This is a genomic window from Actinomycetospora corticicola (assembly GCF_013409505.1).
Taxonomy (GTDB): domain Bacteria; phylum Actinomycetota; class Actinomycetes; order Mycobacteriales; family Pseudonocardiaceae; genus Actinomycetospora; species Actinomycetospora corticicola.
Window position 1 is genome coordinate 542,151 of sequence record NZ_JACCBN010000001.1, and the last position, 16,412, is coordinate 558,562.

11 protein-coding genes are annotated in these 16,412 nt (G+C 74.8%); 4 read left to right on the forward strand and 7 right to left on the reverse strand.

Annotated features, from left to right (window positions below):
- Positions 1-38 precede the first annotated feature (38 nt).
- The 4 genes from BJ983_RS02670 (at position 39) to BJ983_RS02685 (ending at position 6,622) form a co-directional block, all read left to right on the forward strand.
- Positions 39-1,247 carry an FAD-dependent monooxygenase gene (locus BJ983_RS02670; protein ID WP_179792385.1) on the forward strand — a complete coding sequence of 403 codons (1,209 nt, stop codon included), beginning with the start codon at positions 39-41 and terminating at the stop codon, positions 1,245-1,247.
- Positions 1,248-1,319: 72 nt separating this feature from the next.
- Positions 1,320-2,834: a transposase gene (locus BJ983_RS02675; RefSeq protein ID WP_179792386.1), complete on the forward strand. Its 1,515-nt coding sequence runs from the start codon at positions 1,320-1,322 to the stop codon at positions 2,832-2,834.
- Positions 2,835-3,047: 213 nt separating this feature from the next.
- Positions 3,048-3,971, forward strand: coding sequence for an SDR family oxidoreductase (locus BJ983_RS02680; protein ID WP_343054435.1), 924 nt, complete (start codon positions 3,048-3,050; stop codon positions 3,969-3,971).
- Positions 3,923-6,622: a LuxR C-terminal-related transcriptional regulator gene (locus BJ983_RS02685; protein WP_179792387.1), complete on the forward strand. Its 2,700-nt coding sequence runs from the start codon at positions 3,923-3,925 to the stop codon at positions 6,620-6,622. The genes BJ983_RS02680 and BJ983_RS02685 overlap by 49 nt, the downstream gene beginning before the upstream one ends.
- Positions 6,623-6,656: 34 nt before the next feature.
- Here the strand turns inward: BJ983_RS02685 and BJ983_RS02690 are convergent, their stop codons facing one another.
- From BJ983_RS02690 to BJ983_RS02720, 7 genes are all read right to left on the reverse strand, one after another.
- Complete coding sequence (locus BJ983_RS02690) at positions 6,657-7,970, reverse strand: ferric reductase-like transmembrane domain-containing protein (protein ID WP_179792388.1); 1,314 nt, start codon at positions 7,968-7,970, stop codon at positions 6,657-6,659.
- 138 nt (positions 7,971-8,108) lie between these two features.
- Positions 8,109-9,338, reverse strand: a complete 1,230-nt coding sequence (locus BJ983_RS02695) for an alpha/beta hydrolase (RefSeq protein ID WP_179792389.1) — start codon at positions 9,336-9,338, stop codon at positions 8,109-8,111.
- Positions 9,335-10,750 carry an amino acid permease gene (locus tag BJ983_RS02700; RefSeq protein WP_179792390.1) on the reverse strand — a complete coding sequence of 472 codons (1,416 nt, stop codon included), beginning with the start codon at positions 10,748-10,750 and terminating at the stop codon, positions 9,335-9,337. Before BJ983_RS02700 ends, BJ983_RS02695 begins: the two co-directional genes overlap by 4 nt.
- Positions 10,747-11,220: a hypothetical protein gene (locus BJ983_RS02705; RefSeq protein ID WP_179792391.1), complete on the reverse strand. Its 474-nt coding sequence runs from the start codon at positions 11,218-11,220 to the stop codon at positions 10,747-10,749. The genes BJ983_RS02700 and BJ983_RS02705 overlap by 4 nt, the downstream gene beginning before the upstream one ends.
- Positions 11,217-14,528, reverse strand: a complete 3,312-nt coding sequence (gene lysS / locus BJ983_RS02710) for a lysine--tRNA ligase (protein ID WP_179792392.1) — start codon at positions 14,526-14,528, stop codon at positions 11,217-11,219. Before lysS ends, BJ983_RS02705 begins: the two co-directional genes overlap by 4 nt.
- A 312-nt stretch (positions 14,529-14,840) precedes the next feature.
- Positions 14,841-15,677 (reverse strand): cytochrome c biogenesis protein CcdA, encoded by an 837-nt coding sequence (locus BJ983_RS02715; RefSeq protein WP_179792393.1) that lies wholly within the window; start codon positions 15,675-15,677, stop codon positions 14,841-14,843.
- 2 nt (positions 15,678-15,679) lie between these two features.
- Positions 15,680-16,390 carry a thioredoxin domain-containing protein gene (locus tag BJ983_RS02720; protein ID WP_179792394.1) on the reverse strand — a complete coding sequence of 237 codons (711 nt, stop codon included), beginning with the start codon at positions 16,388-16,390 and terminating at the stop codon, positions 15,680-15,682.
- Between the last annotated feature and the right edge of the window lie 22 nt (positions 16,391-16,412).

Here is a 16,412-nt window from a genome sequence, read left to right on the forward strand (position 1 = left end):
AGTAGTTAGACGTTCTAGCGATGGGGTATCCGAGCGGCATGACACGCCACGCACTCATCTCCGGCGCGAGCGTCGGCGGCCCGGCGCTCGCCCACGAACTCAACGCACGGGGCTGGCGCACCACCGTCGTCGAGCGCTACCCCCGGCTGCGCGACGAGGGGCAGAACATCGACGTCCGCGGGGCGGGGCGGGAGGTCCTGCGCCGGATGGGGCTCGAGGCGGAGGCGCTCGTCACGAGCACGACGGAGGTGGGGACGCGGTTCGTCGACGATCGGGGTGGCACGGTCGGGGAGTTCCCGGCGGGCGAGGACGACATCCACGGCCCCACCGCCGAGCTGGAGATCCTGCGCGGCGAGATGGCCCGGATCCTCTTCGAGCACACCGTCGACGACACCGACTACCGCTTCGGGGAGCAGATCGCCGACCTCACCGACGCCGACGACCACGTCACCGCCACCCTGGCGAGCGGGGAGCGGATCGACGCCGACCTCGTCGTGGTCGCCGAGGGCACCCGCTCGCGGACCCGGTCCCTCGTCGTGCCCGACGCCGAGCTCTCCGAGCTGGGTCTGATCATCGCCAACATCACGATCCCGCGGACGGCCGACGACGACCGCTGGTGGCGCTGGATGCACACCACCCGCACCCGCGGGGTCAGCCTGCGCCCGGACAACGTGGGTACCACCCGCGCGATGCTGAGCTTCCTCACCGACGTGCGCGGCCTGGAACAGCTCGACCACGACGACCAGGTGATGATCCTGCGGAAGACCTTCGCCGACGTCGGCTGGGAGGCGCCCCGCATCCTCGAGGTGCTGGACGACGCGCCGATGTACGTCGACGCCGTGGCCCAGGTGAAGCTCGACCGCTGGAGTTCCGGACGACGGGTGCTGCTCGGCGACGCCGCCTGGGCCACCGGGCCGTTCGGCACCGGCACCACGCTCGCGCTGACCGGCGCGCACGTGCTGGCCGGGGAGCTGGACCGGAACGCCGACCACCAGGTCGCGCTGCAGCGCTACGAGGAGGTCATGCGCCCCTTCGTCACCGAGGCGCAGAACGTGAACCCGCGGATGATCCGGGCCGTCAACCCCGGCTCGCGCGCGGCACTGGTCGCCCAGCAGGGGGTGCTCCGCACGGTCGCCACGCTGCAGCGCTGGACCGGGCTCGCCGACCGCATCTTCAGCCCGCCGGCCGACAAGGTCGAGCTGCCGGAGTATGCGCTCCGCGCACGTGAGCAGAAAGTGGGGCTATAGAGCCTGTCGGCTTTTGTAGACCGGCGCCAGCGCCTCTGATTGGATCTTGGGGTGGCTCGTGACTTCCGTCCGGTGGATCGTGACACCGGGTTCCTGCTGCCCCCGGATGTGCGGGACTGGCTGCCCGAGGGGCATCTGGCCTGGACGGTGATCGACGCGGTCGAGATGTTGGATCTGACCGCGTTGATCTCCACCTACCGGCTGGGGGGTCGCGGCCGGCGGGCCTACGACCCGGCGATGATGCTCACGTTGTTGATCTACGCGTATGCGGTGGGTCTGACGTCCTCACGCGGGATCGAACGCGCCTGCGGCCACGACGTGGCGTTCCGGGTGATCACCGCCAACCAGGTCCCTGATCACGACACCATCGCCGCGTTCCGGGTCCGGCACCGCGAGGTGTTCAAGGACCTGTTCATCGAGGTCCTCAAGGTCTGCGCGGCCGCGGGGCTGGGGCGGGTCGGGACGATCTCGGTCGATGGCAGCAAGATCGCCGCGAACGCCTCGTCGCGGCGCAACCGCACCGCGGCGGGGATCGCCAAAGCCCAGGCCGAACTGGGTGAGCCGGAGCCCGATGACCCGGATCTGGGTGACCCGGATCTGGGTGACCCGGATCTGGGTGGCCCGGAGCTGGGTGACCCGGAGCCCGATGACCGGGGTCTGGCGGGGGTGGTCGAGGACCGCCTGGAACGGGCCGAGTCCAGCGACGCCGCCGAGGACGCCGAGCACGGGCCGGGACGACGGGGCGACGAGCCGCCCGAGGACATGAACGACCCGACCGCGCGGCGGGCCCGGCTGGCCCGGGCCGCGGCGAAGGTCGCCGAGCAGAACGCCGCCCGGGCGGCGGAAGCGGCCGCCCAGCAGCAACGCTACGAGACCAGGCTCGCGGCCCGGAACGCCCACCACGCCACCCACGGGCGCTTCCCGAAAGGCCGGCCCCCGAAGGCACCGGCCACCCCGACCGAGGCACCGGCCACCCCGACCGAGAGCACCCCGGCCGGGGACAAGCCGGTGCGGGCGAACACCACCGACCCCGACTCCCGGCCGTTGCGGACCGCGCAGGGGTTCCTGCAGGGCTTCAACTCCCAGGCCGTGGTCGGCGACGACCAGGTCGTGATCGCGGTCGAGGTCGTCGACCAGGCCAACGACGCCGGTCTGCTCGCCCCGATGACCGCCGCCGCGCTGGACAACCTCGCCCGCGCCGGGATCGACGCCCCGGTCGAGACCGTGCTCGCTGACACCGGCTACTTCACCGCCGGAGACATCACCGCCCTCGATGACGTCCACCAGCAGGGGCGGGGCCCCCGACCGCTGGTCGCGCCCACACGTGATGCGCTGCGCGACCCCGAGCAGCAACAACCACCCCGGCAGGAGTCGCGGGTGCGCCGCCGGATGCGCGAACGGCTCGCCGAGCCCGAGGCGCGCGAGCGCTACCGACGTCGCAAAGTCACCGTCGAACCGGTCTTCGGGCAGATCAAGAACCGGATCGCCGACCGGTTCCGGGTTCGGGGTCTCGTCGCGGTCCGCGCCGAGCTCACCCTGATCGCCACCGCCCACAACCTGCTCAAGCTCCACACCGCAACCACCTGAGAAGCGGGCCACGGCGCCCTCCGGGCGCCGCAGCCCGCCCTCAGGAACCCGCCGTCAGGAACCCGCCGTCCGGAACCCGGAATCAGCGACTGACTCCGAGCACCCACCGGACTTACAAAGTCCGACAGGCTCTATAGGCCCACTTTCTGCTCACCCGAGCGAAGCTCACCACTGGACGGCAGGGTCGCGGCGGTCACGGGCGCGTCGAGCGGGATCGGCGAGGCGACCGCCCGGGCGCTCGCGGCCGAGGGGGCGACCGTCGCGCTGCTCGCCCGGCGGGCCGACCGGCTCGAGGCGCTGGCCGCGGACCTCGGCGGCGGGACCAGCGTGCATGCCGTCGACCTCGCCGACCCCGAGGCGGCCGTGGCCGCGATCGGGGAGGTCCTCGCGCGGCACGGGCGGCTCGACGTGCTGGTCAACAACGCCGGGTTCGGCTCGCTCGCCCCGGCGCGCGGGTCGTACCTCGCCGACTGGCGCGCGACCACGGCGGTCAACCTCGACGGGCTGCTCGCGGCGACGCACGCGGCCCTCGAGCCGCTCGTGGCCGCGGCAGCGGAGCGCGGCGTGGCCGACCTGGTCAACGTCGACTCCGACGCCGGCCGCCGGGTGCTGCCGGTCGGGGCGGTCTACAGCGCGACGAAGCACGCGGTCGGCGCGTTCTCCGAGTCGCTGCGCCAGGAGCTCGCCCCGGCCCACGTGCGCGTCGGCGTCGTCGAGCCGGGCATCACGCGCACCGAGCTGCCCGACAAGGGCGACGGCGACACCCCCGACCTCTCGCTCGGCGAGCTCGGGGTCCTCGAGGCGGCCGACATCGCGGACGCCGTCCTCTGGATGGTCACGCGGCCGGCCCGCGTCGCGGTCAACGAGGTGCTGGTCCGACCGGTGGAGCAGACCTCACGCCATCCAGGTGAGCTACCCGTGAAACGTGACACCTTTCGATGTAACGAAGACGGGGATCTTGCGATGAGCCCCACGACGGGTCGGTCGGGCGCGGGTGACACCCCGCCCGTGCGCCGCTGCTTCGGGAGGACGCCATCGCATCGCGGACAGCCTCATCGCATGCCGTCCGATCGGGCTATCGTGATCGTGTGGAACAGCCGCGTCCCGCCGACCGGAGGCAGGGCGACGCTCCGCTGACCGGCCGGGACGCCGAGCTGGCGTGGCTGCGGGGCTGGGCGAACCGCGCCCGGGCGAGCCGTGCGGGCCGGGTGCTGGTCACCGGCCCGGCGGGCATCGGCAAGAGCAGCCTGGTCGGCGCCTTCGCGGCGGACCTGTCGGGCGCCTCCGTCGTCGTCGTGCAGGCGGGCCGGTGCCACCGGCCGGGGGACTTCCTGACGAGTCTGGGGCAGGCCCTCGGCGCCCGGCCCTCCGCGCAGGACCGGGACCCGGTCGCGGCCCTGCTGCACGCCGTCGGCGACCGGCAGGACACCGGGCTGCTCGTGCTCGTCCTCGAGGACCTCCAGGAGATCGACGACGAGTCGGTCCCGGCGCTCGTCCGCCTCCTGCAGCGGCTGCGGCACGACCAGGTCCTCACCGTCGCGACCGCCCGCGACGAACTCGTGCCCGGGGCGTGGCGCTCCTGCTTCGTGGAGGGCGTCGACTCGACGACCCGCGTCCTGGGCGGGCTCGACGCCGGGGCGGTGCGGGAGCTCTCGTGCGCCGTGCGGCCCGGGGCCTGGCCGCCCGCGGCCGTGGAGGCGGTCGTCGCGCGCACGACGGGCCACCCGCTGCACCTGCTCACGGTCCTGCGCGAGGTGTCCGACGACGTCGTCACGGGTCACCGCCCGCTCGACGCCCACGCCTCCCTCGCCGACGACATCGACGCCGCCGTCGAGCGGCTCCCGGCCCCCGCGCGGGCCGTGCTGGCGGCGCTCGCGGTGCTCGGCACCGCGGCCGACCGGCCGATGCTCGCCCGGCTCGCAGGGCTCGACCCGCACGACGTCGAGAGCGCGCTCGAACCGCTGGTGACGGCGGGTCTGGTCGGGACGGGGTCGGGCCCGACGGTGCGCATCCAGCACCCGCTCCAGGCGGACGCGGTGCGCGCCGGCCTCCCGCCCGCGGCCCGGGAGGCGCTGCACCGCGCCGCCGCCCACCTGCTCGGCGGCCGGGCCGCGCTGCACCACCGCATCGCCGCGGCCGCGGGCCGGCCGGACCCCGGGCTCGCCGCCGACCTGGAACGGTCCGCGCTCGCCGAGCCCGTCGAGCACGGCGAGGCGGCGGACCGCCTCCTCGCCGCCGCGGACGTCGCGCCGGACGGCGCGGAGGCGCTCCGGCTCCGGCTGGCCGCGGCGGTCCGCCTCGTGGAGGCCGACGACGCCGAGCGGCTCGGACTCCTGCGCGAGGACGTCCGGCACGCCGAACCGGGTGCGGCGCGGTCGACCGTCCTCGGCTACCTCGCGGCCCTGGACGGCGAGCCGACGGCCGTGGACTACCTCGAGTCCGCCGCGGCCGACGTCGCGGCGCCGGACGAGCTGCGCGCCCTCGCCGGGGTCCGGCTCGCGCAGGAGCACACGACCCGGGCTCGGGGCCGGGAGACGGTCGCGGCGGCCCGGGCGGCCGCGTCGCTGACCCGGCGGTCGGCCCGCCGCGAGCAGGCCCGCATCTTCGAGGCCTTCGGGCGGGCGCACGAGGCGGGACCGGCGGCCGGACTGCGCGTCGTCGAGGCCGCCACGGCGGGCAGCGGGGGCTCGGCCCTGGTGGCCGGCATCCTGCACCAGCTCGCCGGGGACGTGGGCATCGCGCACGGGTGGTTCCGGGCGAGCCTGGACCGTGCCCGTCGTCAGGAGGACCGCACCGACGCGCACGAGGCGCACATCTACCTCGCCGAGACGCTGTGGCGGCAGGGGCGCTGGGACCTCGCCGCCGCCCAGGCCGACGTCGCCCTGGCCTGGTTCGCCGACGGCCAGCGGCCCTGGCTGGAGGCCGCGGTGCACGCGGTCGCCCTCCTCGTGCCGGCGGGCCGCGGTGACGAGGCCGAGGCCCGCCGGCACCTGACCGCCCTGCGGGCGGCGGCGGCGCGGTACCCGGGCCAGCAGGCGGGGTACGCCCTGGCGACCGGCGAGGCCGTCGTCGCCCGGGCCAGCGCACCGCACCGGATGCTCGCCGCGCTCGGGGACCTGCCCGCGCGGGCGGAGGCGAGCGGTCTGCTGTCCGCGCCCTTCACGCCGTGGCGCGTGCTGCACGCGGAGGCGCTGCTCGAGGCCGGCCGGGCCGAGCAGGCGGCGGCGACCGTGCAGGCGTGGGCCGCCCAGGACGCCCCACTGTGGTTCGACCTCACCCGCCACCGCCTGCTGGCGCGGATCGCCACGGCGGCGGGTGACGACGCCGGGACCGCCGCCGCGGTGCGCGCCGGGCTCGACCTCGCCCGCGCCGACGAACAGGCGGTGGCCGACGCGTGCCCGGTGGAGCTGGCCGAGCTGCACCTCGTCGCCGGCGCGCACCTGGTCCGCCGCGGTCGGGGCGCCCGGGCCGCGGTCCACCTCGAGGCGGCGCGGGCGACCTTCGTCGGGCTGGGGGCGAAGCCCTGGATCGAGCGGGTGGACGCGCTCGCCCGGGACGAGGGGGCGGCGGGTCCGGTGGAGCGGCTCACCCCCCGGGAACGTCAGGTGGCGGGGCTCGTCGCCGACGGCATGACCAACCGCGAGGTGGCCGACGAGCTCTGGGTGACGCCGAAGGCGGTCGACTACCACCTCGGCAACGTCTTCCGGAAGCTCGGGATCGGCTCGCGGCGCGAGCTGCGGGGCCGAGGGTGTGCGCTGCGCGCAGGTGAGCAGAAAGTGGGGCTATAGCCCCACTTTCTGCTCACCTGCGCGGAGCGCACCCTCAGGAGTCCCAGATGGGGCCGTAGGCCGGGATGCCGCGGCGGCGGAGCTCGCCGACCACCCGCAGCGTGGTGCGGCGGTTGGAGATGCAGACGACGGCCTCGGCGCCGGTCTCGGCGACGGCCCGGGCGGCGAGGGCGACGAGGTCGGGCTTGCCGTTCGCGTCGGTGTCCCAGAAGACGGCGGTGGGGTCGGCGGCGCGGATGTCGGCGACCAGCTCGGCGCCGTAGGTGCGCTCGGGGTTGCGGGTGACCCAGACCAGGTGGGCCGGGGTGTCCTCGCCGAGCAGGTGCGGCAGCACCGGGGCGATGCCGCTGCCGGTGGCGATCCAGACGACGCCGTGGAACATCCGCGAGACGCTGCCGACCCCCGTCGTCGGGACCCCGCGGACCCAGACGTGGTCGGGCCGGTCGTCGATGAACGCGCCCGTCCAGTTCCCGGCGCGGGAGACGGCCAGGCGGAAGTCGGAGCGGTCGGGGCGGGCGACGGTGGCGAAGGCGTGCCACTGCCCGAGCGGGTGGCGGGCGATGCGGGTGGCCGAGCCGATGCGCACCGGGCGGCCGCGGTCGGCGGTGACGAGGGCGACGTGGTCGGAGGGGGTGTCGATCGTGACGGGGAGGCGGCGCAGCTGCAGCCACGGGACGACGGCGGCGACGGCAACCGCGAGCAGGATCCAGGTGCCGGGGGTGGTGGCGAGCGCGACGGCGAACGACGTCGGGGCGTCGGCGGCGAGCACGACGGTCAACGCGGCGAACAGGGCGAGCGAGGCCCAGCCGCCCCAGCGGTGGGAGTGCTCGAAGCGGTCGTGGTGGCGCTCGCGGGCGCTCGGGCGGGCCAGGGCGGCCATGACGACGAGCACCACGAGGATGCCGGCGGCGATGCCGAGCACCGCGGGCCGCAGCGGGGTGGGCGGGGCGAGGGCGGTGAGGACGGTGAAGGCGAGGAACCACGCGATCGCCGAGATCGCCGCACCGACGTGGACGCCGGCGCCGACCTGGTGGACCTGCGCGATCGCGGCGCGCACCCGCAGCGGCCAGCTCCTCGGGGTGCGGGTGGCCAGGGCGAACAGCCCGTTGACCACGTCCTGCTGGCGGATCAGGGCGGCCAGCCCGACGTCGATGCTCGCCATCGTGGCGGCGGCCGCGGGGGAGAGGCCCAGCACGACCAGCGTGCCGGCGGCGACGAGGTTCGCGCCGAGGACCGCGAGCAGCCACCACCGCATCGGGCGGGTGGCGAGCCGGGCCGGGTCGGCGACCTGCGGGGCGGGTGCGGGGGCGGCGGTGACCGCGGGGACGGGCAGGGTGGCGACGCTCATGACGTGGCCCCTTCCGGGCGCTGACCGGGTGTGTCCCGGTGACGTCATGAAGCCTCCGGCGGGCGGGCCTCCGCTCCTGTCGGCCCGTCGGCCGGGGTCCGGACGACGGGACCGTCCCCCCGTCGGGGGACGGCGAGGTCACTGCTGCGGGCAGGCGGCACCCGTCGTCGGGATGCCGAGGCGGCTCGCCATCCACGGCAGCGACCGCTCGAACGCGGCCGAGAAGACGTCGAAGGTGTGGCCGCCGCCGGGCACGAGCACCGAGCAGGTGGTGATCCCGGCCCGCTGCGCGGCGGGGACGAGGGCGGCCTGGGCCTGCGCGGGAGCGGTGTCCGCGGTGCCGACCTCGAACCACCCTCCGAGGGCCGGGAACCGGGTCGAGCCGAGGATCGTGAGCGGCTCGTGGGCGTCGAAGGCGTCCTGTGACCCGCCGAAGAGCTGCGCGACCGTGTCGGCGGTCCCGGCGTTGGTGTCGCCGCTGCGCGGGCCCTCGAGGCCCGCGTAGTCGCCGAAGGTGTGGAAGTCGTTGGGGTGGCGCAGCGCGAGCATGACGGCGCACGACCCGCCCTCGGAGAGCCCGGCGATCGCCCACGCCGAGCCGGTCGGACGGGCCCGGAAGGTGGACAGGACGTAGTCCGGGACGTCCCGGGTCAGGTAGGTCTCGGCGTTGCCGGCCGGTCCGTCGACGCACTCGGTGTCGGCGGTGGTGGAGCCGTTGATGTCGGGCATGACCAGGATGGGGGAGACCCCGGCGTGGGCGGCCGCGAAGGCGTCGGCGATCTTGTCGGCGCGCCCGCCGTCGATCCAGTCCTGCGGGGTGCCCGGGGTGCCGTGCAGCAGCATGATCACGGGCAGCTGCGGGCGGGGCCTCGCGAAGAACGCCTGCGGCACGTAGATCATCGCCGGCCGCGCCGCGAAGCCGGAGGCGGTGGCGGGGATGGAGACCGGCGCGACGACGCCGGGGCCCGGGTCGGCGTCCTCGCGCAGCATCGTCTCGATGGTCACCTGGTCGCTGGGCGGCGCCCCGACCGCCTCGCCCAGGGTGCGGTAGTAGTCGAAGTGCAGGTTCACGGCGGCCGCCGACCCGAGCACGAGGGCGACGACGAGGGCGAGGACGGCGAGGACCCGCGTGACCCGTCGTCGGGACAGCAGCAGGGACACCAGGGCGACGAGCACGAGGGCGACGAGCAGGGCGCCGAACCAGGCGTCGGTCAGCTCGATCTCGAACACGACCCCGCCGGCCCTGACCACCGCGGACACGGCGAAGAGGATCGCGGCGGTCGCGAGGGCGAGCAGCGTGGCACGGAGGACGGGGCGGTCGTAGCGGGGCGCCTCGTGGCGCCCGTGCCCGTGCCCGTGCCCGCTCATGCGACCGGGGCGGGGGCGGTCGGCCGGATCCGGGCCCTCCGACGGTCGAGGGCCGCGACGACGAACGGCGGACACGACAGCACCACCACGGCGACCGCGAGCAGCGCGACGTAGACCGTCGTGCTGCCCGTCGTGAGCTGCGAGGGCGGGACGAACCCGAGGACGAACGAGAAGACGCAGCCGAGCAGTCCGATCCCGCCCGCGGCCCAGACGCCGGGCAGGCCGCCCGGGATGCGGTAGGGCCGGGGGACGTCGGGCCGGGTGTAGCGCAGCCGGATCACGGCGGCGAACATCAGCCCGTACATGATCACCACGATCTGCGCGGTGACTGCCGAGAGCATCCAGTAGGAGGTGCTCACGCTCGGCACGAGCAGGAACAGCAGGGCGAAGACGCTGCCCGCCACGCCCTGGACCATGACGAGGGTGACGGGCACGTCGCGGGCGTTGGTGCGCCCGAGCCGACGGGGTGCGCTGCCCTCGCGGGCGACCGCGGCGACGCCCTCGGCGGGCCCGAGGATCCACGGCGTGAGGTGGGCGACGCCGCCGAAGGCGATGAGCAGGGCGAGCGGGGCCACCAGCCAGCCGACGCCGAGCGAGTCGAGGGCGCTGCGGAAGAGCTCCATCGTCCCGGAGACCAGGCTGAGCTCGGAGGCGGGCACGACGAAGGCCATGAACAGGGAGCCGACCACCGAGAAGACGATCGTGATCCCGACGCACAGCAGGATCGCCCGCGGCACCACCCGGCCCGGGTCCTCCACGTGGCGGGCGTGGAAGCCCGCCATCTCCATGCCGGTGAACAGCAGGACGATGCCGGCGAGGAACGCGAGGTTGTCGATCTGGAGGTCGGGCACGAGCGCGCCGGCGGAGAACGGGATGGCCGACGGCCGCCCCTGCAGCAGGTAGGCCGCCCCGAGCACGACGACGAGCACCGCCGGGATGATCGAGCCCGCGACCGTGCCGATCGCACCGAGCCGCGCCGAGGCGCCCACGCCGCGCAGGCTCGCGAGGGTCGTCAGCCAGAAGATGGTGATCATGACGACGACGAGGAAGACCGTGTTCGTCGCCAGGGCCGGGTTGACGGCATAGGCCAGGCTCGCGGCGATGAAGGAGAGCACCGTCGGGAACCAGGCGACGTTCTCGGAGTAGTCGCACCAGACCGCGAGGAACCCGGTCCGCTCGCCGAAGGCCTCCTTCACCCAGGCGTACACCCCGCCGTCGCGGGGCCAGGCCGTGCCGAGCTCGGCGGCGGCCATCGCGATGGGGACGAGGAAGACGAGGATCGACAGGGCGAACAGCACCAGCATCGACCAGCCGTACTCGGCCATCACCGGCAGGTTGCGCGCGCTGACGATCGCCGCGACGTTGATCATCGCGAGGGCGAGGACGCCCAGCTTCGTGCCGCGCGCCGTCATCGGGCCCCCCGCGCGGTGAGCGCCGCGCTGATGCGGTCGGTCAGGTCGTCGTCGGCGAGGCCGGGGATCGAGACGACGAGGTCGTCGAAGGTGTGGACGAGCGTGCTGCCGCGGGGCCGCACCCGGACCTCCTCGGTCTGGGCCGCGGCGTCCCGGTCGCCGGCGGAGTCGAAGCGTTCGACCCCGATGCGGGCGACGGGCCCCGTGGTGCAGCCGGGCCGGCCGTCCGCGACGTCGAGCGTGACCGCCTCGACGGCGCTGGGGGCGGCAGCGGTCCGCCCGGTCCGGGCGCACACCGTGAGGCCCGCGGTCTCGAGCGCGCCGGTCGCGGCAGCCACACCGCCCCGGACGAAGGTCGCCCGCCCGCCGTCGATCCAGAGCACGATGATGAGCAGGACCGCGACGAGCGCGACGGCGACGACCGCGCCCGCCGCCCGCAGGGTCCCGCGCTCCGGGGCCGGGGCGCTCACGCCGGTCCCGACGACGGGGCCGACGGCGACGGCGTCCCGCCGACCGCCGCCGGGACGAACAGCGGTCCGAGGCCGGGCAGGGCGAGGAACCCCTCTGCGCCGGCGTAGAGCAGGCCGACGCGGGGGAGGTCGGCCGCGTGGCGGTAGGCGAGCACCCGCGGCAGCCACTGCGGGTCGAACTTGGCGTTGAAGTCGTGCAGGGAGCGCACCTGGAAGAACGGGTTGAGCACCCCGACCGCCTTCCGAGCCAGCCGCTGGGCCGGCGTGAACGGCACGTCCTCGTCGAAGAGGCGGCCCCACAGGGCGAAGTTCATGGACAGCCGCGTCACGCCGCGTGTGCCGAGGGCCTCGGCGCTCCGCGCGATGAGGAACTCGGTCATCCCGTTGGGCGCCGACGGGTCGTGGCGCATGAGGTCGAGCGTGTAGCCGAACGTCGTGCCCGTCTGCGGCCCGCCGTAGGCCGGGACGAGGCGGAGGAACCCGCCCGGCACCCCGTGCTCGTCGAGGGCGACGCAGAGCAGGAAGTCCGGGTTCCGGCCGGCGCCCGCGACGTCCTGGGACAGGGCCATCGTGAACCCGCGCTCGGGGGCCTTGCCGCGCCACTGCTCGCTGATCGCGTTGAGCCCCGCGACCAGCTCGGGCGAGGCGTTCGCCTCGGTGACGAGCTGGAACCGGTAGCTGCGCTCGACCCGCCGCACGGCGGCGCGGACGCTCTTGCGGGCGCGCCCCTCGAGGGTGAACGTCGTGCAGTCGAGGATCGCCTCGTCGCCGAGGTAGAAGCTCTTGAACCCGCGGGCGGCGAGCGCACCGGACCCGGTGACGGTCTCCTCGCGGGCGGCGAGGAACGCCGGGGTCCAGGCCCGCTCCTCGCACATCGCGAGGAACTCGTCGACGACGCGGGGGATCGAGGCCGGGTCGCCGATCGGGTCGCCGGAGGCGAGGGCGTACCCGCGCAGGTAGGTGTAGGCGATCATCGCGCGGCCGTCGGAGGCGAAGAAGAAGCTCTTGTCGTCGCGCAGTGCGAACGCCGCCAGGGTGTCCCAGCCGAACGTCGTCACGAGCGTCTGCGCGTGCGCCCACTCCTGCGGCGTGTGCGGGGAGCGCGACAGGAGCGGCCGGAAGACCAGGATCAGCACGATGACGAGGCCCGCGATGCCGAGCGCGAGCAGGGTGTCGGGGAACCAGGCCGCGAACAGCGGGCGGGCGAACGTGTAGGGCCCGTCCAGGCCGATCAGCCCGCCGACGATCGTCTCGAGTCCGCCGCCGAGGGTGAGCTCCGGCGTCATGCGACCCCGTTGGAAGGCCAGACCGACGAAGCCGAACAGCAGGACGGCCCCGAGGTAGATCGGGACCACGCGGAGCAGTCGCAGCAACGACGGCGGGTCGGCGGGCGCGTGGAAGCTGCGCCGGTAGCGCGCCAGCAGGGCGAGCATGACGAGGCAGAGCAGCATGCCGACCTCGTGCGGTCCCTTGAGGACGTGCGCGAGGAGGCCGAGCCCGAACAGCCCGACGGCGACCCGCCAGGCGGCCTGCTTGTGCCGGGCCAGCTGGTCGGCGAGCAGGAGCAGGACGAGCCCGATCACCGCCGACATGACGTGGCCGGAGACGATCGCCCAGGGCGGGACGACGTCGACCGTGAGCTCGCCGAGCACCTGTCGGTGGATCCCCGGGAGCATCGAGAGCAGGTGCAGGACCCCGGCGACGGCGGTGATGCCGGCGACCACCCGCGGGGCGACGGCGGGGCGTGGTTCGCGGGGCTCGACGACGGGGTTCTCGACGGGCGGTGGCAGCACCATCGGGGTCGGGGGGAGCCCGGTCGGCGGCAGGACCGGACGGACGGCGCCCGTCGGGCCGGCACCGGGAGGCGGTGCGAACTCGGGGCGCAGCGTCGGGAAGAGCAGGACCTCGCGGATCGAGTCGACGCTCGCGAGCAGCATGACGAGGCGGTCGATGCCGATCCCGAGGCCGCCGGTGGGCGGCATGCCGTACTCGAGGGCGCGGACGTAGTCCTCGTCGATGTCGCCGGCCTCGGGGTCGCCGTTGCGCTTGGCCTCGGCCTCCTCGACGAACGCCGCCATCTGTTCGGCCGGGTCGTTCTGCTCGGAGTAGGCGTTGCAGAGCTCGAAGCCCGCCACGATCAGCTCGAACCGCTCGCTGTAGGCGGGGTCGTCGCGGTGCACGCGGGCCAGCGGCGACACCTCGCGCGGGTAGTCGAGGCAGAAGACGGGGCCGTCGACGTCGTGCTGGACGCGCTCGTCGTAGACCTCGGTCATGAGGCGGCCCGCGCCCCAGCCCTGCTCGTAGGCGATGCCGAGGCGGGTGAGGGCGGCCCGGGCCTCGTCGAGCGGCATCTCCGGGTGCATGACCTCGCCGGTCCTCTCGGCGATCATGTCCGCGAAGCGCTTCCGCGGCCACGGCGGCGTGAGGTCGACGGTGCGGCCGAGGTAGTGCACCGTCAGGTCGGCGTCCGGACCGAGCGCGGCCCGCGCGGCCGCGACCACGAGCTTCTCGGTCAGGTCCATCATGTCGTGGTAGTCGGCGAACGCCTGGTAGGCCTCGAGCATCGTGAACTCGGGGTTGTGGCGGGTGTCGACGCCCTCGTTGCGGAACACCCGGCCGATCTCGAACACGCGGCCCATCCCGCCGACGATGAGGCGCTTGAGATGCAGCTCGAGCGCGATCCGCAGGTACATGTCGAGGTCGAGCGCGTTGTGGTGGGTGACGAACGGGCGCGCCGACGCCCCGCCCTGGATGTTCTGGAGCACCGGCCCCTCGACCTCGGTGAAGCCCTCCTCGGCGAGCTGCTCCCGGATGGCGCGGACCGCCGCGTGCCGGATGCGGAAGATGTCGCGGGTGCGGGCGTTCACCGACAGGTCGACGTAGCGGCGCCGGTAGCGGGTCTGCACGTCGGTGAGCCCGCCGTGGCCGAGGGGGAGTGCACGCTTCGCGCGGGCCAGCAGGACGTACGCGGTGACGCGCACCGACAGCTCGCCCGCCCGGGTGGTCATCGCCGTGCCGGTGACGCCGATCCAGTCGCCGAGTGAGAGGGCGTCGATGTCGTGGTGGGCGTCGGCGCCGAGCTCGGCGGTGTCGAGCAGCAGCTGGACGGCGTCGGTCCCGTCGCGCAGGTCGGCGAAGGACAGCCCGCCGTGCCGGCGCCGGCCGACCAGGCGTCCGGCGACCCGCACGGTGACCCCGGTGTCGGTGTCGGGCGCGAGACCGTCGAACTCCGTCCTCAGGTCCCCGACCCCGCGGTCGATCGCGAACCGGTAGGGCAACACCTCGCCGCTGGTCACCGTCTCGCCCATCGGCCGCCCACCCTCGCCTCGTTCACCACCGACCTGACCAGCACCCGTGAACGTAAATCGGACACGGCGGGGAACACCCTGGGGATTTCTCCTAGGGTGCGTCGTCCCGACGGCGGGTCGGGGGGCTCGTCGGCTCGGGGGTCCGGACCGCTGAGCGCGTCGGAGCATCCGAGTCGTCGTGACTCGGATGCTCCGACGTCGAGTGCGCTCGGCTCGGACGGCAGCTCCACGAGCGGACCCTCACGGGGAAGGCGGAGGCGGCCGGAGACCGATGAGGGTCCGCTCGCCCGGTCCCACCGCGCGGAGCGGACCTCAGCCCTCGCGTGACCCGTCGTCGGGAACGCGGAGCACGCGCCAGACGACGACCGCGACCGTCACCAGCGCGATCGCGCCCAGCACCACGAGGTCCGGGACACCGGCCCCGAGCGACACCGCCCCGTTCTCGGCCGCCGCCGAGGTCGCCGGGTCGGCGCCGACGAGCCCGGCCGTCCCGTCGAAGACGATGAACAGCACCCCGATGACGATGAAGAGCACGCCCGAGATCGCGGACGTCGTGTGCAGCCGCAGGCGGCCGACCGAGAACTCCCGGCCCCGCAGCCACGCGCGTCGGCCCAGGTCGAAGCGCTGCCAGAGCAGGGCCAGCACGAACAGCGGGAGCGCCATCCCCACGGCGTAGACCGCGAGCAGCGCCGCTCCGCGGACCGCCTGTCCGCTCGCGGCCGCGACCGTGAGCACCGCGCCGAGGATCGGGCCGGAGCAGAAGCCGGCCAGGCCGTAGGCGGCGCCGAGCCCGAGCGTCGCGAGCCAGGTGCCGCGCCGCGCCATCCGCGACTGGAACCGGGCCGCCGCGCCGAACGCCCACCCGCCGCCGAGCACCTGCACCACGCCGAGCGCGATGATCACCGCGCCGGCCACCGTCACCACCACCGAGCGGTACTGCGTCAGCACCCCCGCCAACGCCCCGGACCCGGCCCCGAGCGGGACGAGCACCGCCGCCAGCCCGAGCAGGAACACCCCGGTCCGCGCCACCAGTTCGGTCCGGCCGCTGAAGGCGTAGGCGAAGAACGACGGCAGCAGCAGCGCGCTGCACGGGCTGAGCAGCGCGAGGACCCCGCCGAGCAGGGCGGCGGCGTAGCCGAGGTCGGGCACCGTCAGCGGGCGCGGGCCAGCGCGGCGTCGAGGGCCTGCTGGAAGGTCGGCAGGGGCTGGGCGCCGAAGATCAGCTGGTCGCCGATCACGAAGCTGGGCACGCCGCCGACGCCGAGCCGGGAACCGAGTGCCTGGTCGTCGGCCACGGCCTGCGCGATCGCCGGGTCGGCGAAGTCCTGCTGGAAGCGGGGGACGTCGAGCCCGAGCCGGGCGGCCAGCGCGGTCAGCGACGCCTCCGTGACGTCCCCGCGGTTCTCCGGCGCCTGGTCGGCGTAGAGCGCGGCGTGGAACGGCCAGAACTGCCCCTGGCGTCCCGCCGCCCGCGCGGCGCGCGCCTCGAGGACCGACTCCGGGCCGAGGTAGGCGAAGTCGTGCCACTCGATCCGGACCTGCCCGGAGTCGACGTACTGCCGGATCAGCGCCGGCTCCGTGGACGTCGCGTAGAGCCGGCAGAACGGGCACTGGAAGTCGCCCCACTCCGCGAGCACCACCGGCGCGTCCACCCGGCCCAGCGCCAGGGGATCGCCGTCCTGACGGCGGGGTACGTCCAGTCGGGCCTGCGCCACCGGGTCCGACGACGTCGGGCCCGCGACCGGCGTGCTCCGGGACGTCGTCACGGTGACGACGGCGAGGACCGCCAGCACCGCCAGGACGATCACGGCGCCGACCACCAGCCGGGTGCGGTTCGGGCGGCGCTCCTGCGTGTCGGTCACGGCAGGGGTGTACCCCGCCGGC

Bases quoted from the DNA above. Each gene is read 5' to 3' on its own strand.
- BJ983_RS02670 (WP_179792385.1), top strand. From the start codon at position 39: ATGACACGCCACGCACTCATCTCCGGCGCGAGCGTCGGCGGCCCGGCG.
- BJ983_RS02690 (WP_179792388.1), bottom strand. From the start codon at position 7,970: ATGAGCGTCGCCACCCTGCCCGTCCCCGCGGTCACCGCCGCCCCCGCA.
- BJ983_RS02695 (WP_179792389.1), bottom strand. From the start codon at position 9,338: ATGAGCGGGCACGGGCACGGGCACGGGCGCCACGAGGCGCCCCGCTAC.
- BJ983_RS02700 (WP_179792390.1), bottom strand. From the start codon at position 10,750: ATGACGGCGCGCGGCACGAAGCTGGGCGTCCTCGCCCTCGCGATGATC.
- lysS (WP_179792392.1), bottom strand. From the start codon at position 14,528: ATGGGCGAGACGGTGACCAGCGGCGAGGTGTTGCCCTACCGGTTCGCG.